This is a genomic window from Rosistilla ulvae, assembly GCF_007741475.1.
Taxonomy (GTDB): Bacteria; Planctomycetota; Planctomycetia; order Pirellulales; family Pirellulaceae; genus Rosistilla; species Rosistilla ulvae.
The window spans coordinates 5,752,751-5,775,537 of sequence record NZ_CP036261.1 but is presented as its reverse complement, the minus strand read 5'-3'; the positions used below and the strand labels follow the sequence as shown (position 1 = coordinate 5,775,537).

Here is a 22,787-nt window from a genome sequence, read left to right as displayed (position 1 = left end):
GTCCTTTTGCATGCATCAGACCAAATCGCTGGGCCTCGTAACCTCGTCCACTACATCACCGCCGCTAACTCTTGCGACGGTCCGAGGCCCCCTTCTTTGAAGGGTATTGCGTTTAACCGCGGCGGCAACGCCCCGCGCGTCCATGAGGTTCGAAATGCGGCCCGTTGGGCATGCGGTTGAACGATTTGCGGTTGCAGCGGATTCGACGTATCCCACAGGGATTCTAGACGGTATGCGAGCGCCATCGCGCAGCACAATCCCAGCGGGATTGCAGACCGGTCTGCGCCCCCGCGCGGGGGCGCGATCGCATGCGCATTCGTTTCCGGTGGTGTTCGCTACGATCCGGGCCAACGCTTCGTTTAACCGCGGCGGAAACGGCCGCGTGTTGGTGGCCATTCGAAGCGCGGCCCGTTGGGCACGCGGTTAAACGATTTGCGGCCAATGGGGTGAAACGCGGTAGCGGAAGTCGCCAAGACTTTCGATCTACAAACCGGGTACCTCCCGAAACTCTTGTCGGCCTGTTGATTTAATCGCATGCGAACGTTTTGAATTAGCCGTTTGGGCGTTAGCCCCGGTTTAGCGGTGCTTGAACCGGGGCTAACGCCCAAACGGCTGATTAAATCAACAGGCCGTTGTCGAGTTCCGCTACGACACTTTCGGTCGGTGCACCGACTAATGCGCCAACAGAAATTCGCTGCTGCTGAGCACACCCCAGACGAGATCTTCCAACGCTTGGCGGCGGTCCTCTTCTCGTTGCAGCGACGCGAGCAGCGCTTCGCGCTCTTGGGCGTTCGGTTGCCGCGACAAGGCGGCTAGAAAGACCTGATCGATGATCGTCCCATCGTCCAATCCGTCGGCGATCCAACGCGTCAATCGATTCTCTTTGGCGGCCAACTTCTGATTGATCGTGTCTCCGTTGCTCAGATGCAACACCTGGACCACGCTCGGTTCGTCGCTGCGCTCGCATTCACACGTGATGTCGCGGGTGTTGCGACCAAACGTTTGCAGAAAATAGCTGGCGACTGCGGAATCATATAACTGCAACGCCCGCGTCCCCTTGGGATACAGATCGGTCTTCTGCATGTCGGCACCGGGGAACGAGATCTGCGTGAACTCCGTCGGCGCATCGGTCACGTCGGAGATCGCATCCAACAACACCTCCGCCATCAAACGACGCGGGTAATAGTGCGAGTAGAACCGCTTTTCCGCAGCGTTTTCCGGCAGCGATTGACTGCTCCGTTGATAGGTCTCCGATTGCAGAATCGTTCGCATCAGCGATTTCAAATCGAATCCGCTGTCGATCAAATGTTGCGACGCCGCAGCCAACAAAGCTTCGTTCGATGCGGGGTTGCTGACACGCATGTCGTCGACCGATTCCACCAGTCCGACACCGAAGAAGTTGGCCCAGACGCGGTTGGTGATCGAACGGGCGAAGTAGGGATTTTCGGGCGCCGTCAGCCAAGCGGCTAGGTATTCGCGGCGGTCGGCCGGATCATCGATCTCCATCGGCGGCGCGTCCAGCGGCGCCGGCGGTTGAGGTTTGCCGGTCAATGGTTGGATCAGATCGCCCCGATCCAGCACGACCAGCGTCCGATTGCCGTCGCCGTTGCGGCTGTCTCCGCCCCAGCCCTTGGCGCGCACGCGAGCGAACAGGTTCGCCATCGCATAATATTGATCGTTGGTCCACTTTTCCAACGGGTGATTGTGGCACTTGGCGCACGCGATCGACAAACCGAGGAACGCCTGACTGGCGTTTTCGGTCATCTCTTCGGGCGTCTGGTGATTCGCAAAAAAGTTGGTCGCTCCGTTTTCGAACGACGACCCGCGGGAGGTCAAGATCTCGCGGACAAACACATCCCAAGGCGTTCCCGCTTCGACATGGCTGCGGATCCATTTGTAAAACGATTCGACAGCCTTGGGCCGCAATTTCGATCCGTTGACCAACAGGATGTCCGACCAACGGTAGCTCCAGTAATCGACGAATTCGGGCTGCACCAACAACTGCTCGATCAATTGATCTCGCTTGTCGGGCGAATCATCCGCCAGATACGACTGGGTCTCGTCGATCGACGGCAGTCGTCCGATCGTGTCTAAATAAGCGCGGCGCAGAAATTCGCTCTCACCGGCCCGATCGCTGGGCGGAATGTTCAACTGTTTCAGTTGTTTCAGCACCTCGCGATCGATGAAGTTCCGCGGCTGCAGCTTTGCAAACTGCGCCTCGCTCACCTCTTGAGCATACGGAACGGTCACGTTGGCGATCACGATCTGACTGGCAAACCAAGCGGTGATCGCACCCACGCCCGGCCCCGTCACCGTTACCAATCCTTGGTCGTCGACGCGTGCTGCCGCGTCGTTGGTGCTCGACCAACGAACCCACTGCGTGACGTCTTTGATTCGGCCGTTGCTGTAGTGCGCACGGACAACCAATTGCTGTGTGTCTCCCTTTGCCAACCGAACCGCTTTAGGCAGGACTTCGATCTTCGCGAGCGAGGGATCTTCGTCGGATGGCCCCGGCGCCCCGGCAGAGATCCAATCCAGCAGCAGCTTGTAATCGGCGGACTCCTTCGGCAACCGGACGCCTCCCTTATGCGGAATCATCACGCTCGGTTTGGCAACGATCAGGCTGCGCGCGGGATCGGCTAGCTCGATCCGGCGACCGCGCAACTGCTGCGAGATATTGAAGTAGTCGCCATGGCTGTCATACCCCAACAACGACAACCGAAAGCCACCTTTGCCCGCCAATGCGCCATGGCACGCGCCGCTGTTGCAAGACGCTTTGGCCAACACGGCTTGCACATCGCTGGCGAACCGAATCGTTTGCGGAACGTCGGCCAAGCGAACGATCACCATCGCCGTTGCCGTGTTGCCCGCCGCATCGGTCGCGATCAATTCGGTCTGCCCTTCCCCCACCGCGACGACTCGCCCATCGGCGACACGAACGATCCCATCGGTCTTCGGTTTCAGGTCGACTCCGCCGGTGCTCTGCCCCGCAACACGGCCGTCGACGATCTGTTGGACCAGGAAACGCTGCGATGCCTCCTGGCCGGTCAGTTCGATTTTTTCAGGCAGGATGCGCAGCGTCGTTTGGGCGAAAGCAGCCGGCGCGAACGCAAGAGCGGCGGTCAGCAGAAGAGCGATACGTTGCATGATGGTGAAGCGGAGCCGAAGGTGGGAAACGGAGAGGCGCTGGGGGCGTGAGGACGCAACGTACGAAGGACGACGGATCATGAAAACAGTTCGTGAATTTCTCGCGCACCAAAATTCACCAGCGGGAAAGGCCGTCCCGCCGGACCGGGCAACTCGGTATCCAAATCCAACCCGAGGCTGTGGAAAATCGTCGCCACCACTTCGTCAGCCCCCGCGGGACGCTCCGCCGGCACCGCCCCATTGGGATCGCTGGCCCCGATCGCGCGGCCGCCTTGCACGCCGCCGCCAGCGAAATAGGTGGTGAAGCACTGCGGCCAGTGATCGCGACCGCCGGCCGGATTCACTTTCGGTGTCCGTCCAAATTCAGCAAGGCACGCGACAAGGGTCGAATCGATCATCCCGCGGTCGGCCAGATCTTCGATCAACGCCGAATAACCTTGATCGTACATCGGGGCGACGATGTCCCGCATCCCTTCGATGCTCGTGAACGGCTTGCTGCCGTGGGTATCCCAAGTGATCTCGTTGAAGACGGTCAGGAAGGTGTTGATCGTAACAAACCGCACGCCCCCTTCGATCAATCGCCGCGCCAGCAGACAGCACTGGCCAAAGCGATTCATGCCGTACCGCTCGCGAACCTTCATCGGCTCTTTCGCCAGATCGAATGCGTTGCGAGCTTCGGGACTGGTCATCATCCGGTACGCCGATTCAAAGCTGCCGTCCAACAGTTGAGCCGTCTCGCTCGATTCGAAATTCGTCATCGTCTGTTCGACGATCTCGCGCATCTTGCGACGGCGATCGATCCGAGCTTGGCCGATCGAATCGGGAGGCAACAAATCGGGAACCTGGAAGTTTGGCTGAGACGGATCGGCCATCAACGCAAACGGATCGTAGCGTTTGCCGAGAAAGCCGCCCGCTTGGCCGTTGGGCAGATTCCCACCGCCGCGGCCCATCGTTTCGGGCAGCACGACGTGAGCCGGCAGATCGCTGCGGCGGCCGCGTAGATAATCGACGACGGCGCCGGCGTGCGGGTAGTTCACGCCGCCGGTGAACAATCGCCCGGTCTGCATCATCTGCCAACCGGCATCGTGCACCGCCGCGCCGCGATGGAAACAGGAACGCACCAGGGAAAACTTGTCGGCGATCTTGGCGTGCTGCGGAAGGATCTCGGAGATCTGAAACTCGCCGCTCGCCGTCGAGATCGGCTTAAACGGACCGCGAACCTCCGCCGGCGCATCGGGCTTCATATCGAAGGTGTCCAATTGGCTGGGCGCTCCGAGGTTGAAGATCATGATGCAACTGTGATCATCTTTGGCGGGGTCGACTTTTCCCGCCTCGCGTGCCGCGACGTAGCTCGGCAAGCCCAAGCCCAACATCCCCAGGGTGCCGACCTGCAGAAAATCTCGCCGAGTTGTTCCGTTGCATGTCTGGGCTTTGCCGCGTCCAATCAGATCTAACATCGTCGATGATTCCTCATTCGCTCGCTGCCTGCGGTCGGCTGCTGATAAAACTAGCCAAAGGCAGGCAGGCGCCCACCAGTCTTGCTGGACTGGCAAATCAGCCCCCCAATATTTCGCTGCATCCATGTTAGCCGATCCGGTAGAGCCCGCAAAGTTTATTGGCTCATTCCGGCTCACTCGCGGCGAGATCCGCTTCGATCGCTCGCTTCAAAATCTGGCCGGTCGCCGATTCCGCAACCTCTTTGACCACCTCGGGTTCGCCCGCCGCGACCACGCGACCGCCATTGCCCGCCGCTCCGGGGCCCATATCGATGATATAGTCCGACGCCTTGATCAGCCGCAGATTGTGTTCGACGACGATCAACGAATGCCCGTCGGCAAGCAGCGCGTCGAAGCAGCCCAACAGCTTGACGATGTCGGCCACATGCAGCCCCGTGGTCGGTTCGTCCATCAGGAACAGCGTCCGGCGTCGCTGAGCGGCACTTAAGAAGGCTGCCAGTTTTAGCCGCTGCGCTTCGCCGCTGCTGAGCGTATTGGCCGGCTGGCCCAACTGAAGGTAATCGAGCCCCACGTCGGTCAACCGCTTCAACTTCTCTTGCACCTTGTCGTAGCCGCGGAAGAACGAGACCGCTTGGCGAACTGTCATCTTCAACACGTCGGCGATGTTTCGATCGCGGTAGCGGATCTTCAAGATCTCGTCGCGATAACGCGTCCCTTTGCACTCGGGACATTGCATGTAGATGTCGGCCAGGAACTGCATGTCGATCTGCAGCATCCCATCCCCTTCGCACGCCTCGCAGCGGCCGGCGGCGGAATTAAAACTGAAGTGGCCGGCGCCAAAATTGCGAGTCCGCGCCTCCAACGTATCGGCGAACACCTTGCGAATCGAATCGAACGCTTTGACATACGTCACCGGATTGCTGCGCGGGCTGCGGCTGATCGGCGACTGATCGACTAACAACACGTCTTCCAGTTGCCCATCGCCCACCAGATCCGTGTAAGGCAGACTGGTTGCGCCCGACTTTTTCTTGCGCCGGCAGATCGCTCCGTACAACGTATCGTGAACCAGACTACTCTTGCCGCTCCCCGAAACGCCCGTCACCACGCACAGCACGCCCAACGGGAAATCGACGTCGATCGATTGCAGATTGTTTCCGCTGGCCCCCGTCAGTTTCAGCCACCCTCGCGGCTGCAGCCGATCGCGTTGCAACGACAACATCCCTCGGCGGCCCGACAGGTAATCGCCCGTCAGGCTTCCCTGCGTCTCGACCATCTCGTCGGCGGTCCCCTCGAAGACGATCTCGCCACCGGAAGCTCCCGCCCCTGGGCCGACTTCGATCAACCGATCCGCCGCCGCAATGACCGCTTCATTATGTTCGACGACCGCCACGGTGTTGCCTCGATCGCGCAGCCGCACGATCGATTCAATCAAGCTGGGAACGTCGGCCGGATGCAGTCCCGCCGTCGGTTCATCCAGAACGTAAAGCATGTTGACCAAGCTGGATCCAAGAGCGCTGGTCAACGCGACGCGTTGGGCTTCGCCGCCGGAGAGCGTTCGCAGCGTGCGATCCAGCTGCAGATAGCCCAGCCCGACCGATTGCAGATAGCCCAGCCGATTGCGGACCTGGTGCAAGACATCGTCCGCGATCTCCGCCTCCCGATCGGCAAGCTTCACGTCGGCGAAGAACTGCGCGATCGCATCGACTTCCATCGCGCAGACCTGGGCGATGTTCTTGCCGCCGACGCGATAGGCAAGCACTTCATCCTTCAGTCGCTGTCCGTTGCAAGTCGTGCACCGGCGATAGCTTCGCCAACGGCTCAAGAAGACGCGGATATGCATCTTGTACTTTTTGCGTTCCAACCAGGCGAAGAAGCCATTCAGCCCACCGAACTCCCGCTCGGGAACTCCTTCGTCGATCAGCCGCCGCTGTTTTTTGGTCAGCCGCGAAAAGGGAACGTCGACCGGCAGATCGTAATCATCGGCCAACGCCAACAACTCTTCCAATTCATGCTGATACGAAGGCGTGTTCCACGGTTGGATCGCCCCTTCGCGGAGCGTCTTCGACCGATCGGGAACGACCAAATCCATATCGACATCGACGATATCGCCGAACCCTTCGCACGCCGGACACGCTCCCAAAGGGTTATTGAAATTGAACAACCGCGGCTCGGGATCGGGATAGGTGATCTGGCACGTTTCACACTTCCGCTGGCGACTCCACTTCATCACCGTCCACGACTTGCCGTCGACAACTGTCTCGCCCTCAGCGGATTCGATCAGCGCCACCGCTTGGCCGGCCCCTTCGGCAAACGCCGTCTCCATCGATTCGGTCAAACGTCCGGCTGCGTCCGACGTTTTCAAGCGATCGACGATCACGATCGCTTCGGCTCCATCGCCGATCGCCTCGGCCAATTCGCCGCGCGATTCATCGCCGAGATTGAACGTCCGATCGCCGACGATCAGTCGCAGGAAGCCCTGCTGCTGCAGATAGGAGAGCTCATCGACCGCATGCAGCTTCGATTCCAACAGCAATGGAAAACCGAGCATCGCGCGGGCCGCCGGCTCGGTCGCCGCCAACTGGTTCGCCGCCGATTGGGGATCGTCGCTGCGAACCGGTTGGCCACAGTTCAGACAAGTCAGATCGGCTACCTTAGCGAACAGCAACCGCAGGTAGTCGGCAGTTTCAGTAGCCGTTCCGATCGTGCTGCGGTTGGAACGCGAAGCCCCACCGCGAGTGACGGCGATCGCCGGAGGAATGCCTTCGATCGATTCGCAATCGGGTCGATCCAACCGCTGCAGGAACTGACGCGTATACGCCGAGAAGCTCTCGATGTAGCGTCGCTGCCCCTCGGCATAAAGCGTATCGAGGGCCAAGCTAGTCTTGCCGCTGCCGCTGACGCCACAAAACACGACCAGCTGATGATGAGGGACGTCGACGTCGACATCGCGCAAGTTGTGAACGCGGACTCCGCGCAGCCGAATACTCCGTTGATTCAATTCCGCGTCCAGTGGTTCAAGATTCGAAGAGGCTTGTCAATTAAAGAGAGATGAACCTTCCACTGTAGCGTTCAACGAGCGGGATGAAAATCGCGGGGGTCGTGCAATTCCATCGCTGAATCGTTGGTTTCTAGCCGCGGTTACCGAGCAAAACACGATGCATGCGTGGAAACCGACTTACGCCCGCGCCCGTCGACACACGCCCCAAAGCCACCCGCGTCAACGGAGCCAATGATTCCAACTTCACCCGCCCGGCAACGCCGGGAGGGGCGAAAAACGAGCGCCGAGCGAGTTTTTCGGAGAGGGCCGTTCGCGAGTCGAGAACTAGTAAAACCTACCTCACGCAAAGCCTCCCCGAACGTAGCTGCGCTCGTTCGACCCTCCACTTCAAACTGCGTATGGTGGAGGGTGAAGGACGCGCTACTTCACCCGCCCGGCAACGCCGGGAGGGTCGGAAAACGAGCGCCGAGCGATGTTTTTCGGGGAGGGCTGTCCGTGAGTCAAACTCGTAAAAACAACCTCACGCAAAGCCTCCCCGAACGTAGCTACGCTCGTTCGACCCTCCACCTCAAACTGCGTTTGGTGGAGGGTGAAGGACGTGCAACTTCACCCGCCCGGCGACGCTGGGAGGGTCGAAAAACGAGCGTTTAGCGATGTTTTTCGGGGAGGGCCATCCGTGAGTCAAACTAGTAAAACCTACCTCACGCAAAGCCTCCCCGAACGTAGCTGCGCTCGTTCGACCCTCCACCTCAAACTGCGTTTGGTGGAGGGTGAAGGACGTGCAACTTCACCCGCCCGGCGACGCTGGGAGGGTCGAAAAACGAGCGTTTAGCGATGTTTTTCGGGGAGGGCCATCCGTGAGTCAAACTAGTAAAACCTACCTCACGCAAAGCCTCCCCGAACGTAGCTGCGCTCGTTCGACCCTCCACCTCAAACTGCGTTTGGTGGAGGGTGAAGGACGCGCTACTTCACCCGCCCGGCAACGCAGGGAGGGTCGAAAACCGAGCGCCGAGCGATTTTTTCGGAGAGGGCCGTCCGCGAGACGATGCTACGCGGACCAAATGAAAGACTGCCGATTTACATCGATGCCAAGAGGGCAGGGTGCGGCAGGATGACTGGCTCCGAATCGTCGATCGCTTCGACGCGTTCCAGCGCCTGCTCAGCCAGTTTCGTGTCGGCGTCAATCGCAACTCGGATCGTTCGCGGCGAATCGGGACACCATCCGCCAAGGATCACGACCAGATCGTTTGGAGTCGCCTTGTTGATCGTCCACTGAATGGCAGCTTCACGATTGGCGATCAACTGAGGCTTCGCGGGGTCGACGACGCCGTCGAGCATCTCGTGAACAAGCGACAGGAATTCGTCGGTGCCCGACACGCCGGATGTCAGCACCAAATGATCGCTGCATCGTTCGGTGATGTAACCCAAGTTGGCCGCGTGGGTTGCGGTCCGACGATGATCGCAAGCGGCGATGCACCAGATCTTACCGCGACGCGGCAGCTCTTTGCGAAGTGTGTTGATCGTCGCCATCACGCGTTCGGGACAGTCCGCATCGTCCAACACGATCTGCGGACCGGTGTACGAAGCAACGCGTTGCATCCGGCCAGGAATTTTTTCCATCGCCGATAGCCCAGCGGCAACGGTCTCCAACGGGAAATCCATCACCAGTGCCGTTGCGGCGGCAGCCAATTGGTGATGGAACATCCAATCGCCCGTCATCCGCGATCGAACCGCAGCGGTGGTATCGCCGGCGGTGATCAGAAACGTCGTTTCGCCAGCGTGCCGTTCCATGATCCGTCCAACCACATCGGCTTCCTGCGACGTGCCGTAGGTCAGGATCGAAAGGTCGGAAGATTCAGCAGCCTGAGCCGCGACGGCGTTGCTTTCATTAAGGATCACCAGTCCCTTGGAGCGGACGTGGCTGATCGCTTCGTTGAACAGCGAACCGCCTTGAGCGCTCTTCAGGTAGGCGTGATCCGAATCGCCCGACAAGATCATGATGTCGAACGAAGTGCCATCGGCAGCGTGGCTGCGAAGCATCGCTTCGGACAATTCGACGACGGCAACTTGGCATCCCGAGTCGGACGCGTCGGCGTACCAATCGGTCAGGTCTTGCGCGTCGGACAGTCGACGGCGAGGAACATCTTGGATGATCCCATCGCTGCGTCCCAAGTCGCAATTGTAAGCAACTCGCAGCCCCGACTTCCGCAGCGCCGCGGCAACCATCAAGGTCGTGCTGGTCTTGCCATCGATTCCGGCGACGCCGATCGAGAGCATTTGTTGAGAGGGCTTGCCCGCCAGTTCAGAAACCAAATGAGCGTAAGCCTGGCGTGCGTCGGCGACGATGCACTGCGGGACCGACACGGGCAACAATTGTTCGGTGATGATTCCGATCGCACCGCCGGCAACCGCTTCAGCCGCAGCTTCGTCGGCGGGGGTATCGTCGATGCCGGCGACAAACACGTCGCCGGGAGAGCAATCCGATGCGTCGGCCGAACACCGTCGCACGGTCATGTCGGGGGTCGAGATCATGCGTGCTGCGGGGAACAGCTGACGCAAACTGACATCTTGGGAACCGATTCGCTTCGCCACATCCATCGTCGGCCTCCTTGCCTAGATAAGTTGGACGTTTTGTGAAGATCGCGCTACCGGAAGTCAAACGATCCGTCGTTTGCGGGGCTTCCGATGTCCCGATCCAAAGTCCTGGGTCGAATTGATTCTTTACATCCGCACCGGTTCGTCAACCCGAATCGAGACGGTTCACTGGACAATAATTGTCGATCACACGACAATGCAACCCCAATCCCTCGACCGCGTAACGACTTACAGCGAAATGCTAGCAGATGTCTGAAGAAAATTTTGATGTAGCTGGACTGGCCGCTTACCTGCACCTGACGCCCGATCAAGTTAACAAGATGGCACAACGAGGCCGTCTGCCGGGACGCCGTGTGAGCGGAGGGTGGATCTTCTCCGAAGCCGAGGTCCACCATTGGCTCGAACAACAGATCGGGGCCAGCGATCTGGAACAATTGGACAAGGTCGACGCGGTTTTATCGCGGGCCGACAATATCGATAACGACATCGCGATCGCGAGCTTCTGTTCGCTGGATGTGATCGAAGTTCCCTTGCAGGCTCGCACCAAAGGCTCGGTGATTCGTTCGATGTCCGCCCTCGCAGCCCGCGGCGGAATGCTTTGGGATCCCGCCGCGATGGCCGAAGCTGTCAAAGCGCGTGAAGAGTTGCATCCGACGGCGCTCGACTGCGGCGTCGCGTTGTTGCACCCGCGGCGTCCGCAAACCTCGATCCTGGCCGATTCAGTCGTCGCCTTGGGCCGCACTTCGCAACCGCTTCCCTTCTCCGATACAGGCCAATTGACCGACGTCTTCTTCCTGCTGGCCTCTTACGACGATCGCGTTCACCTGCGAATTCTGTCTCGGATCAGCCGAATGCTCACCGACGAGATCTTCCTCGGGCAATTGCGAGAAGCTCCCGATGCCGCTTCGGCGCGGCAAGCGATCCTCGACGTCGAAGAACGGATCGACGAAGTATGATGCTGTGGATCGGCGACAACCAACATCCCGAATTTCGAGATGCGTGGACCTGGGCCAGCCAGTCGGGCCAATGCGAACATCGCGATTCAATCGATGCCGCAATTGAGCACCCCGTCGCGAGATCGATCCCGCGGATCGTGATCGCGCGAGCCGACCGACAACCGCTGCCCGCCGCAACGTTTAGCGCACTGCAACAACAATATCCGCTGGCCAGTTACGCCACGCTGTTGGGCAGTTTGTGCGAAGGGGAGCAACGGACCGGAACTCCCTGGCCCCATTGCCAACGCATCTACTGGCACCGCTGGAGTTTCCAATTGGTCGCGTGGAGCGGCCTTGATTCCCAAGCACTCCCATCGGCACCGGCAACATCGGGTTACATCGGGATCGTCAGCCGCAGCCGTTGGATCGGGGCGGGAGTTGTCGATTCGCTGCGTCATGCCAACATCCCCTGTGTCGCCGTCGCGCCGCAGCAATTAGCGGTCGCCGGTCCGTACAGCGATCTGTTGTGGGACGATTCGGTGATCGCGACGCTCGACGACTGGCAAGCTCAAGCCGCCGCCGTTGCCGCTCACGCCGGAACCGCTCGACATCACTGGCTGGTCAGCAGCCCGCGGGTCGAGACGTGGCATGCCCTGCAAGCGTCCGGCTTTGAATCGCTGCACAGCAAGCCGCTGGATCTCGATGGCATCCTCGACAGCTTGAATCGCCGCGCCGCAACCGCGTAAACACATTGGTGCCGCGAAGCGTTATGGTTTTGCCAGGAACCGGCAGGAACGCGGCCGCGGCCAGTGCGGTCGCCGAGGAGGCGATGGGGAGTTATCATTTCGGCAGCAGCTGCGAAGCGCGGCCGCTCGACGCCCCACCTCCTTTCTTCAAGCAACGGACCGATCTGTTGGGAAACAATTCGCTGCAATTCGTAAAATCGTTCCTGCGTCAGCCGGGAGCGGTTGGCGCGATCGCCCCCAGTTCCGAACAACTCGCCCAAACGATGGTCGACTGGTTCGATTGGGAATCGGCTCGCGGCGTCGTCGAATATGGACCGGGGACCGGCGTCTTCACAAAACATGTCGTCCAGAAACTGCATCCCGACGCCAAGTTCTTCGCGATCGAACGCGATCCCGAATTGGTCGCAATCGTCCAGCAGAAGTTGCCCGACGTGGACGTTGTCGAAGAGAGCGTCGCCAACGTTGTCGCGCTGTGCCAAGCTCGCGGCATCGAACAAGTCGATGCGATCGTCTGCGGACTGCCTTGGGCTTCGTTCCCCGATACGCTGCAGCGGGAGTGCATCGACGCGATGATGCAGGTACTGCGGCCGGGGGGCCAATTCGCCACGTTCGCCTACTGGCAAGGCTTGCTGTTGCCCGCCGGCCAACGCTTCAAGCGACGCCTGGGCGATTACTTCTCGACCGTCGAATACAGCCCAACCGTCTGGCGCAACCTGCCTCCTGCATTTGTCTATCGCTGCACGCGGTAGCAGATGGAAATGTCCGGTCATCGCCTCTGGAGCTGACTAACTTAGCGCGTACGATTTTCGCGTTTGAAGCGGAGCGTCAGGACGCTCATCCTACTGTGGGGAAGAGATAAATGAACGGTGTAGCGCGGCGCAGAGATCGCAGATTTGATCAGAGCTGCTCGACTCGCTTTCTCCAAACCGCAAATCCTTTGGGACATCGCTGAGCCATAATTGACAAATCGGCGACCTCTGCCAGGTTGGCATAACATTCGGCAAGCCCTAAATCGATACCGCTCGCATCCCGAAGATCTCTTACCGTTTGCTTTGCATCGCGATTGGATTCAGGGTCCTTCTGCATGTCGACGTTGCATCGCAAGGTCGATGATAGAGATTTTTCATCCGCCAAAAAACATGCATCGAAAGTTTCAATCGCGACACCAAAGGCACGCGCCATAGCAAATGTTTCGTCGTATTGAGCACGATCCACCGACTGAACTCTGCCAGGGTCGCGGTCACAATCAATCACACAAACGACGCCATCGTATTGAAGCTCACTCGCATCGATCAACGCCGCAATCAACTTTTTGAAAACGCCATCACCTTTTGGCGACGCCCGAAACCTTCGCTTCACTCCTCGCGGATTTTTCCAAGACTCAAAAACAAATTCACACGCAGTCGCCGCAGGCATGATTCGTCGAATCAAGCACTCCAGTGCGCCGCTTTGTTCATGTTTGCCTTCACAGATCACCCAGATCCTTCGTTGGACCGCAGCATCCAATGAACGTGTTGAAATCACTGGGGTGCCAACTCCGATGATGTGTCCAAATAGTTCGACCAAATTTCACCAAGCTCGAACAAATCCTTTTGCTGTTGCACCAGTTCATTTGCGTCCAACCGCTGTGTCGTAACGCGACCATTCTCGCGGCGACACCAGGTGACCTCATGTGGTTGCATCTCGTCGACGAGATACGGCGAGTGGCTGGTCATGATTACTTGGATCTTTGGATCGTTTTCGGTCATTTGTCGAAGCAGGCGTACGATTTCCCGAACCCGTCCGGGATGGATTCCGTTTTCGGGTTCTTCGACTAACAAAATCTTGGGAGGTTTGGGCAGGTACGCAATCGCCAAATAAGCCAAAGTATAAAGCATCCCTTCTGCAGCTTGAGGAGCTGGGATTTCCGATCCATTTTCAAGCAAAAAATAGAGTTGCTTGCCGTTGCCCGGCTTGAGCGTCAACGTTTGCTCGGGATCATCGACCGGACTGTCGAATGCCTGCTCCTGTTTGAGCTGCAGGCCCTTCACACCGGAAAACTGAGCACAGAACTTTCGTTCCAACTCACCAAATCGCTCACGGCTTTCGCCCAGCAAATCATCCAGCATCGTTGGTAAACCAAATCCATTGCCCGCCAACCGCAGGTGTCGCTTTGGAGAAAGCGTTGCAGGCAACGACAGGTTCCTCGCCGACCAACGAAGATACCAACAGGGACTAATCGCGTCGGCGAGTCGTTCACAAAGCGGAAAATTTTCCTTTTTCATGGCGAGACCACGATCGTGAAAACCAGTCAACGTTTCATCGCCCAGCACTACTGACTGCCCTCCCAAGTTCGCCTCCGCCAAAGTCACTCTGCGGTTCTGATCTGGGAAATCGCAAACGATTCTATATGTCCCATCGACGCTGCCATCAACATCGGCCTCGAAGGCCACCTTCCTCTCTGCCGAGTCCGAGTGGACAAGTTGGCGCGATGTCCAGCGACCAAGAAAGGTGGTCGCGAGCGTATGATCAAGACTTCGCGAAATGGCAGCGATTGCTTCCAGAAAACTGGTTTTGCCCGAATCGTTGGGGCCTATCAGCAAATGCAGCGGCGACAACGAGAGTTCCGCGTCGGCGATCGCTTTAAAATTTTGAACGCGAATTCGAGTAAGCATTAAAACGACTTTTTAGGTTTGTAGCGTTGACTTCAACTGGAAGCACTTCACAACGTGATTGTACACCGCCGTGAAAGCATCTTCGACGCTGGTTTGTATCGAACAAGTGCTTAAAAGCACGCGACCGACGAGCATCTTATCACTGTGCATGCAGGGCCGCACCTGGAAACGGAGGGCCGCTGCACGCATAATGTCGCCCGAAAACGCTTCCGCGAGAAAATAATATGATGCGACACAGGACTGAACCATCTCTCTGTTAAGAACCATGCCAGAACCGATGAGAGCGGCAGTACGCCACAGTTATGGACCGCCGGAGGTCTTGGAGATTCGTGCGATTGATCGTCCCAATTGCGGGCCCGATCAAGTGCTGGTTCGCGTCCACGCGACAACGGTTAATCGCACCGACTGCGCCGTCTTGATGGCGAAGCCGTTCATCATGCGACCGATGACCGGTTGGATCCATCCAAAGCGAGCGACAACCGGAACCGACTTTGCCGGCGAAGTCGTTGCCGTTGGAGCGGAGGTCGATGAATTTGAGATCGGAGACCGCGTCTGGGGTTTTCACGACGAAGGGCTCAGTTCGCACGCGGAGTATCTGGTCGCCGGCCGACGCGAGAACGTCGCGAAGATGCCAGCTGGAGTTTCGTTCGACGATGCGGCAGCGAGTCTCGAAGCGGCTCACTACGCAGCCAACTTCGTCAAACGCTTGCAGGTACACCAAGGGGACCGCGTGCTGGTCAACGGCGCCTCGGGAGCGATCGGATCGGCGGTCGTCCAACTGCTAAAGAACAAAGGCGTGATCGTCACTGCGGTCTGCGGCACTCCCAATATCCCGCGAGTCGAGACGCTCAATCCCGACGAGATCATCGATTATGAGCGCGAAGACTTCCGTGAAACCAGCACCCGATTTCACGCGGTGCTCGATGCGGTTGGCAAGAGTAGCTTTGGTCGTTGCCGACACCTACTGCTACCCCGCGGCGTCTACATCTCTTCGGAACTCGGCTGGGGCTGCCAGAACCCGCTGCTCGCCTTGATGACTCCGTGCCTGCGGGGCAAAGTCGTTCGCTTCCCATTGCCAACCAACATCGCTGCCAGCATGCAGCAGATAAGCGCATTGCTGACCGAGGGAAAGTTTGCCCCACTGATCGACCGCCAATATCCGCTGGAAGAAATCCGCGACGCCTTCGGTTACGTCCTGACCGGCGAAAAGTGCGGCAACGTCATGCTGACGTTTGATGCCAATTGAATCGCTCGCTTCGATGGGAATCGAAGTTACGATTTCTTGCTCAATGGAAAAACGCCTTCGGTGATCAGTTGGCGACGATGCGAAACGCGGTGACCAACATTTATTTGCAGCAGGGCAACCGTTGTCCTCCCCTTTGAGGTCAGGCCAAGGAGGAGCGGTCCATCCCAAATAAAGTGTTGACTCCAGTTGTCATTTCGCGGGTCGAACAAGAACGCTTTTGAGCCATCCACCGGATCAATACCCGCGATGTTGGGACCCTTGTGGTTGTTGCACTTAAAACAAGCCAGGGCAAGGTTCTCTTCGACCGATTCGCCCCCCATCTTCCCCGGAACAATATGGTCGACTTCAAATGTCGCCGGATCGTAGTCCTGCGGCATTTGGCAGTACTCGCAACAGTTACCCGCACGCTCCCAGATCGTCTGCCGCAAAGCGACCGAGAGACTCATGTCCCGGCGTTCCGCAAAGCGACACGTGCACGCGACTGAAGAATTCCAAGCAGACTGCTGATCCGCTCAAAACTTGTCGCCTGCTCGCGTTCCTCTTCGGTGAGCTCACCCGCACGAGCTTTCTCCGCCAGCAGCCTCATCACCCGACGCTGATCCTCGGAGAAGCCGAGGGACAAAATACCTTCGGCCGCCTGAGGCGACAGGGTTCCGCTGAGATTCGAGAGAATGGCGTCGTCATAGGTTTCGATTGATTGAGACATGCACCCATTCTATCACGAACTAGAGCGTTCAAGGGAAATGCAGTTGCGACAAATTGCAGAGAGCACGGCCGCTATTTGCCGGTGGCTGTGGGCATAAAAAAACGCGTGGCCCTTCGGGTCACGCGTTTTCTGCATGCAACGGCTGCGTCGGTTATTGTTCCAACTGACGCAGCGTTTCTTCCAACGTGTACTGCAACGCATCGTCGACGTCGTGGTTCAGTACTTCCAATGCCAGTTCGGCAGCTTCATCGCCACTGAGGAAACTGAGCGCTCGGACCGCTTCCAAGCGGACGCGTGGATGTTCGTCGTTGATCCGTGGGGTCAACAATTCGATCGGGCTGTCGAGATCATCGGCCCAGAACGAAACGACGCGTGTCGCAGCGGCTCTCGCACGGTGGTCCTTGGCGTTCAAGACTTGGCCCAACAGTTCGGTCTGGATCGCATGATGCGTTTGGCAAACCCACAACGCTTCGGTCAGATGGTGATCGTAGTCGGCGTCCGATGGGTCCAAGTTTTTGGTCCACTCGTTTACCGCCGCAACGACCTCGGCTGGATCCTGCTCGGCTAGTTCACGTCGCACGCGATAGCGAGTGCGATCTTCGGGCAGCTTCAGCAGATCCAACAGCGCCGCAATCGGCTGGCCCGCGATATTCGCCGGTTCGACCAACGGACGCGTCTTGTGCGTGATCCGCCAGATTCGGCCATGGCTGTGGTCGCGGCTTGGATCACGCAGGTTGTGCTGCAGGTGTCCGATCAACGCATTGTGCCAATCGACGATGTACAGCGAGCCATCGGGGGCGATCTGCAAGTCGACGGGGCGGAAGTTGCCATCTTTGCCTTCGACGATTTTTTCGACTTCAACGCCGACAAAACCCGAACCGTCTTCGGTGATCTTGTGATTCAAAACCGCTCGATCGCCGATGCAGTTGGTGACAAGGAAGTTGCCCTGCCATTCATCGGGAAAGTGACGGCTGGAGATCATCGCACATCCGCCCAGCGGACGCGTTCGCTTTGGATACAGCGTCGGCAGCGCGAACTTGGGATCGCCACCGGCGATTCCGTCGCTGGTTTCCAGTTTCGCCACGCGGCGATGCTGCGATCCGCCAGGGTGTTTCATCGGGTATTGAATCTTGCCCGAAATCGGTGCAGCCCAGTAGCTGAAGCCGGGGGACGCATCGCCGATGAAGTTCTGGCCCCAGCGGTCGAAGACGTGTCCCCAAGGGTTCGAGAAGGCGACGCTAACGTGCACACCAAACCGCTCGGTCACGGGGTGATATTGCCAAATGCCCCCTTCGTGCAAACGATTCAGGCCATAAGGACTTTCGACCTGCGAGTATTTAAAGGTTCCCTCTTCGAAGTAGAGGTTCCCACCGGGGCCCCATTCGAATGCGGAGATGCCGTGGTGCGAGTCGGCCGAACAGAAGCCCGCCAGTTTGCGAATCACGGTGTCGGCGGCATCATCACCATCGAGATCTTGAGCGAACAAAATGTCAGGCTGTTGGGCGATAAAAGCGCCTCCCTTGCCCAGCTCGAATCCAGTCGGCTGGTGCAAGCCGCCGGCAAAGACCTTGCACTCGTCCGCCTTGCCGTCGTTATCGACATCTTCCAAGATCAGCAGCTTGTCGTCCAGTTTGCTCTTGGGTTGCCAGTGCGGATACGAGGCCATCGTCGAGACCCACAGTCGCCCCTTGTTGTCGAACTGCAACGAGACCGGATTGGCAAGTTCGGGGAACTGTTCTTCGGAGGCGAACAGTTCGATCTGCAGCCCATCAGCCAATTCGAACATCTTCTGCTGTTCGGCGGCGGTGTGGTAATCCAACGATCCCAACTTGCCCCGCTTCTTGTTTACATCGTCGGCGCCACCAACATTAGTCGTCACGTTGATAAACGGCAGCGTGTTGCTGTCGTCGACTTCCGCAGGGACGCTGCCGCCCTGAGCGATCGCCCAGATCCGAGCATCTCGGTTGGCGGTCATCTGATCCAGGATTGCCCGCTCGCGTTCCATGACGTCGCGATTGTTGTAGGTTCGCGTGCCGTCTTGGCCCGCCAAACCGCGGTCGCCGTAGATCGAAAATCCGTTGACGGCGCGATAGCGGTGCCACCAATGAAAGTTCTTGTCGTCGACTTCCGCCTTCAGTTCGGGTTTGATCTCGGCGGCATCGCTGCCTCCCATCGCGCTGACAAACGCGGGAGCCAACGCTTGGTAGCCCTTTTCGTTTAGATGCGAACCGTTGAGCGTGAGCCTTTCGTCGTGCGATTCGAACAGTTTTTGCGACGGATGAAACAGATCGACAAATCCCACCTCGGTCTGCTTCGCAACATCGGCTAAGGCCGCGGTGTACATCTCCAACCGCGGATTGTGCTGGCTGCCGTCGGGAAGGTTCTTGTCGCCGGTCTTCTCGAACGCGATCGGCGAAACGAGGATGATCTTTGGCGCCCCGTTGCCGCTGTAGTCCTTCGCCTTGGTCTCGTTGACCAATTGAGTCATCTGGTCGGTGAACTCCGCCAGTCCCTCTTCACCGGCAAACGATTCGTTGAAACCGAAGAACATCATCACGACCGACGCTTTGCTGTGGGTCAGATGCGAATCGGGATCGCCAAAGTTCTTCGAACGGATCCGATCCATCGGCTCATCGCCGGGGAAGCAGAGGTTGCGAACGGTCAGTTCGTGCTGGGGGAAGCTTTGGTGCAGCAGCGATTCCCAATAATTATGGTGCTGCATCCGCTCGCCCAACTCGTTGCCGATCAGGCAGATGTGATCCCCCTTCTCCAGCTTGACCTCCGCCGCAGAGGCGGAGAGTGCGGACACCAAGACGATTATTAACAACGACAATCTCATGCGGGGGATCCTCTCGATGGATAGTACAGACAGGTGGGGTAAGTCTCGCAGTGGCGAGGATTCCGGCGGAATCCTCGTGTTTGTGTGCGGCTTATTATCCACAAACTTGTCGGCGACGTCTACGATCTGCCCGCCGGCTGTCGGCTAATTCATATAGGCTTTGACCAACTCCAGTTGACCTAACTGAGTCTTTTCAGACTGCGTCAGTTGTATGTCATCATACAGATGCACCTTCTGCAGCTTGTCCATCTCGGTCAACGCTTTAACGAGCGTCTTTCGCAGCTCGGCGCTGCGGTACATGCTGTCGGGGCTAATCGTTCGATCGGGCCAACCAATCCACAACTCGACAACCGAATCCAACAAGTTCAACGACTCGACACCATTTTTCGTCAGTGGGTTGTTGGCCAGCCGCAATCGCTTCAGGTTGACCATCGGTTGGATCACCGAAGCGTCCTCGATACGGCAGTTGGAAAGGTCGAGGTATTCGACATTTTTGAAGTTCCGGTTGGCAAAACGCAAGACGTCGCCATCGGTAACCCCGGCGCCGACGCGGTTCACACCAAACGGTGCAAAGTGCAACTGTGTAATTCCCGGCAGCGTTCCGCCATACAAAATCGCCTGGCGGACATCGTTGGCCGAGCGAATCGTGTAGAACCCGAGCCCTTGCAGTACTGGCATCCCCACGGAGCTCAATTTGTCGCCGTCGCGCAGTACTTCGCCCCCTAAAGAGACAAAACGATCGATCGATCGCATCTCCATCTGCTGGCGAATCGATTCATCGCTCCGCGAAACAGCAACCTTTGCGGCCATATATCCCCCCGCCAGCGATCCGGCAAAACAGGCGACAATCATCTGCACCCAGGCAGGCCAAGAAGGAATCGAAAAACGAGTGGGACTGTAAGCTTGAACCATTGAATACCCTCACATTCGGGGGAGCGGAGACATCGCAAAATCATCTTCCGTTCGCGGGCCGCCCAGATAGGTTTAAAGAAGCAGAAAAAACAGGGATGAACGAGGGTGATACAGGTTTCCCCCATTCGAAGTATCTAAATTAAGTTGACAAAAGATCGATGTTCGGGAATACATAGCATTCCTTGACAAAAGGAGGGGGGCAACCAAATGTTGTTCCAACGATCACGATTGTATTACCTGTACCAAGAAGATCCCTTGGACTCCTAAACGCGTAACGCATGGCGAATCCCAGTGTTTCCACATTCCGTAAAATTTTCAGAATTTTGCGTGTACCGGGAGTGGCGAACATGTGCTGATGTACATGCCTAGCGGAGCCTCTAGCATATCGCGTTAGGGGGAAGCGATACCCCACCCCGTAGCTAAACGCAAACCTGCTCCGGCGGTGCCCCCTCTTCCTTGTCACGTAGGAGTTCCTGGCTATGAAATCAGTATCAATCGTCCGACTGGCTGTCGCCGGCTTTATGATCGCCGCCTTGGCAGACGTCGGCCTGGCTCAATCGAAACCAGCGATCCGCCCAAGCACCAGCCCATCTGAGGTACCGCCTTCGAGGAATGCCCCCGATCCGTTTCAGAAACAAGTCCCCTTCACAACCGTTGCTCAACCGCCTGCCGGGTCGCAAAATGCGTCGAAGCCGATGCGGGCCGATAACTCGGAGACCAGGAGCAGATCTGCGGCGGTCGAGAGAATCGAAGAAGCGTTGGCCCGCCCCGTCCCTGCCAAATTCCACGACGAACCGTTTGGAAATGTTGTCAAGATCCTCGCCGACAAGGCGGGGATCCCGATTCGCATCGATCGTCGCGCGCTGGAAGATCTAGGGCTAACAGCAGACATTGCGGTAACCACGGCGATCGATCAGGCCAGCCTTGAAGGGGCCCTGTCGATCATTTTACGTGACCTCGACCTGACGCATACGATTACAAACGAGCACCTTGTCATCACCAGCGTGGAGGCCGCCGAATCGCAGCTGATCACGCGGATCTATTGGGCGGGGGAGACCGGGCTGCAGGCAGATCGCAATTCGGTCGAGATGATTGTCGCGATCGTCACCCCCGGGACATGGGAGGAACTTGGCGGCCCCAGCGTAATTCGGCTGATCGAAACCGAAACGGGTTCGGCGAATGCATTTGTTGTCACGACGACGTACGTCACTCATCGAAAGCTGCAGCAACTGTTGGACATGATCGCCGCAAGCTCCGAGGAAAAAGTGATCGCGATGGAGATGAAATCTCCTGCACCGACACCCTAGCTGACAAACTCCTCCTCTTCTTCGCCGGTCGGTCGCGAGATCTCGCCGGCGTCTTCGAGCGTGCGGACCATATCGACGATCCCTTGCTGCGCCGCTTCGACATCGGACAAGCGGACGGCGCCCAGGAAGCCCATCTCTTCGCGGAGGTTGTCTGCCGCGCGGGAACTCATGTTCTTCATCACCTTGTTGACCAACGGCTCGCTGCAACCCTTCAACGCGCAAGCCCACTTGCTCGCTTCGACATTCTTTAACAGCGACTGGATGTCCTTGTCGCCCATCTTGGCGATATCTTCGAAGACGAACATCAGGTGCCGGATCTCGTCGACAAGTTCCGGCTCATCTTCGGCCAGCGCTTCCATGATCGTCCGTTCGACCGAGCGTTCGGAGACGTTCAAGATTCCTGCCACGTGTTCGACGCCGCCGACATGTAGATTGGTTCCGTTGACCAAACTAGCCAATCGCATCTCCAGGCCGCGTTCCAGATCGGCCATCGCCAACGTGTCGGCGCTTCCCACGACAGCGATCCGTTGGATCACCTCCAACTGCTTTTCGGGATCCAGCCCCGACAAGACTTCGGCGCAATAGCCTTCGGGCAGATGGCTCAGGATCAGCGCGATCGTCTGCGGATGTTCGTCTTGAACAAACTGGATCAGATTTCGCGGTTCGATCCGGCGGACAAAGGCGAACGGTTTCTGTTCGATCGATTGTTCGATCCGTTGGATTACCGGATCGGCGTCGTTCCCCATCGATTGGCGAATTAGTTCCTTGGCGAGATTCAAGCCGCCGCAGCTGACATTCAGCGCGCTGGTCTTGGTTCCCATAAACTCATGCATCACCTCCTCTTGCTCGGTCCCGCCGACCGATTCCATCCGCGCGATCTCTAGACTGATCGCTTCGACCTGTGCTGTCGTCAGACGCGACATCACGATCGTGGCCGCCTTGGTCGACAGGCTCATCAATAAGACAGCACAGCGTCGCAAACTGGTTTCGAACTTCGATTTTTCCAACGTCTTCCCCTTCGAAACAATCCGTTGCCCACGGGCGGTGAACCGATGCGTCTGGACGGCGATGAGCCTGGTCGACTGACCTCTCCGCTGCGCCTCAAAGTTCGTGCAGCCACCGTACGCTCTATTATCGGATTGTTTTGTCGGAACAATTCAGAGAGGCCCGCAAGGTGAGGAACCTGTCGGTTCTGCAGGCAAGTCGGCTGGGAAACAATTCGGCAATCGTTAAGATCGGAACTTT

The 22,787-nt window shown here is 58.1% G+C and carries 16 protein-coding genes and 1 pseudogene; 5 read left to right on the top strand and 12 right to left on the bottom strand.

Features of this window, described 5'->3' with window-relative positions; translation table 11 throughout:
* Positions 1-672: 672 nt before the first annotated feature.
* The 4 genes from EC9_RS20405 to EC9_RS20390 form a co-directional block, all read right to left on the bottom strand.
* Positions 673-3,147, bottom strand: a complete 2,475-nt coding sequence (locus tag EC9_RS20405) for a DUF1553 domain-containing protein (RefSeq protein WP_145347967.1) — start codon at positions 3,145-3,147, stop codon at positions 673-675.
* 77 nt (positions 3,148-3,224) lie between these two features.
* Positions 3,225-4,604: a DUF1501 domain-containing protein gene (locus EC9_RS20400; RefSeq protein ID WP_145122711.1), complete on the bottom strand. Its 1,380-nt coding sequence runs from the start codon at positions 4,602-4,604 to the stop codon at positions 3,225-3,227.
* A gap of 163 nt (positions 4,605-4,767) precedes the next feature.
* On the bottom strand, positions 4,768-7,602 hold the full coding sequence (gene uvrA, locus EC9_RS20395) for an excinuclease ABC subunit UvrA (RefSeq protein ID WP_145347966.1): 2,835 nt from the start codon (positions 7,600-7,602) through the stop codon (positions 4,768-4,770).
* 1,077 nt (positions 7,603-8,679) lie between these two features.
* Complete coding sequence (locus tag EC9_RS20390) at positions 8,680-10,200, bottom strand: glutamate ligase domain-containing protein (RefSeq protein WP_145347965.1); 1,521 nt, start codon at positions 10,198-10,200, stop codon at positions 8,680-8,682.
* Positions 10,201-10,445: 245 nt separating this feature from the next.
* Here EC9_RS20390 and EC9_RS20385 point away from each other — a divergent pair, with 245 nt between their 5' ends.
* The 3 genes from EC9_RS20385 to EC9_RS20375 are packed head-to-tail and all read left to right on the top strand — an operon-like array spanning position 10,446 to position 12,627.
* On the top strand, positions 10,446-11,153 hold the full coding sequence (locus EC9_RS20385) for a PTS sugar transporter subunit IIA (RefSeq protein ID WP_145347964.1): 708 nt from the start codon (positions 10,446-10,448) through the stop codon (positions 11,151-11,153).
* Positions 11,150-11,878 (top strand): hypothetical protein, encoded by a 729-nt coding sequence (locus EC9_RS20380; RefSeq protein ID WP_145347963.1) that lies wholly within the window; start codon positions 11,150-11,152, stop codon positions 11,876-11,878. Before EC9_RS20385 ends, EC9_RS20380 begins: the two co-directional genes overlap by 4 nt.
* A gap of 23 nt (positions 11,879-11,901) precedes the next feature.
* Positions 11,902-12,627: a class I SAM-dependent methyltransferase gene (locus tag EC9_RS20375; RefSeq protein WP_246105797.1), complete on the top strand. Its 726-nt coding sequence runs from the start codon at positions 11,902-11,904 to the stop codon at positions 12,625-12,627.
* 148 nt (positions 12,628-12,775) lie between these two features.
* Here EC9_RS20375 and EC9_RS20370 read toward each other — a convergent pair whose 3' ends face one another.
* The 3 genes and pseudogenes from EC9_RS20370 to EC9_RS27380 form a co-directional block, all read right to left on the bottom strand.
* The gene (locus tag EC9_RS20370) at positions 12,776-13,402 is read right to left on the bottom strand and encodes a hypothetical protein (RefSeq protein ID WP_145347962.1); all 627 of its coding nucleotides are present in this window, start codon (positions 13,400-13,402) and stop codon (positions 12,776-12,778) included.
* Positions 13,399-14,142 (bottom strand): AAA family ATPase, encoded by a 744-nt coding sequence (locus EC9_RS20365; RefSeq protein ID WP_246105796.1) that lies wholly within the window; start codon positions 14,140-14,142, stop codon positions 13,399-13,401. The genes EC9_RS20370 and EC9_RS20365 overlap by 4 nt, the downstream gene beginning before the upstream one ends.
* A 117-nt stretch (positions 14,143-14,259) precedes the next feature.
* Positions 14,260-14,532, bottom strand: a pseudogene (locus tag EC9_RS27380) (AAA family ATPase); the annotation flags it as partial.
* Between the two features lie 277 nt (positions 14,533-14,809).
* Between EC9_RS27380 and EC9_RS20360 the strand changes: the two are divergent.
* The gene (locus tag EC9_RS20360) at positions 14,810-15,778 is read left to right on the top strand and encodes an NAD(P)-dependent alcohol dehydrogenase (RefSeq protein ID WP_145347960.1); all 969 of its coding nucleotides are present in this window, start codon (positions 14,810-14,812) and stop codon (positions 15,776-15,778) included.
* 26 nt (positions 15,779-15,804) lie between these two features.
* On the opposite strand, the gene EC9_RS20355 is transcribed toward EC9_RS20360, so the two are convergent.
* The 4 genes from EC9_RS20355 to EC9_RS20340 all read right to left on the bottom strand — a co-directional run bounded on the left by EC9_RS20355 (position 15,805) and on the right by EC9_RS20340 (position 20,235).
* The gene (locus EC9_RS20355; protein ID WP_145347959.1) at positions 15,805-16,224 is read right to left on the bottom strand and encodes an HNH endonuclease; all 420 of its coding nucleotides are present in this window, start codon (positions 16,222-16,224) and stop codon (positions 15,805-15,807) included.
* Positions 16,221-16,484 (bottom strand): hypothetical protein, encoded by a 264-nt coding sequence (locus tag EC9_RS20350; protein ID WP_145347958.1) that lies wholly within the window; start codon positions 16,482-16,484, stop codon positions 16,221-16,223. Before EC9_RS20350 ends, EC9_RS20355 begins: the two co-directional genes overlap by 4 nt.
* 151 nt (positions 16,485-16,635) lie before the next feature.
* Positions 16,636-19,323, bottom strand: a complete 2,688-nt coding sequence (locus EC9_RS20345; protein WP_145347957.1) for a PVC-type heme-binding CxxCH protein — start codon at positions 19,321-19,323, stop codon at positions 16,636-16,638.
* Positions 19,324-19,467: 144 nt separating this feature from the next.
* Positions 19,468-20,235, bottom strand: a complete 768-nt coding sequence (locus EC9_RS20340) for a leucine-rich repeat domain-containing protein (protein ID WP_145347956.1) — start codon at positions 20,233-20,235, stop codon at positions 19,468-19,470.
* Between the two features lie 479 nt (positions 20,236-20,714).
* Here EC9_RS20340 and EC9_RS20335 point away from each other — a divergent pair, with 479 nt between their 5' ends.
* The gene (locus EC9_RS20335) at positions 20,715-21,542 is read left to right on the top strand and encodes a DUF4974 domain-containing protein (protein WP_145347955.1); all 828 of its coding nucleotides are present in this window, start codon (positions 20,715-20,717) and stop codon (positions 21,540-21,542) included.
* Here EC9_RS20335 and fliG read toward each other — a convergent pair.
* On the bottom strand, positions 21,539-22,549 hold the full coding sequence (gene fliG, locus EC9_RS20330; protein ID WP_246105795.1) for a flagellar motor switch protein FliG: 1,011 nt from the start codon (positions 22,547-22,549) through the stop codon (positions 21,539-21,541). The genes EC9_RS20335 and fliG overlap by 4 nt on opposite strands.
* Between the last annotated feature and the right edge of the window lie 238 nt (positions 22,550-22,787).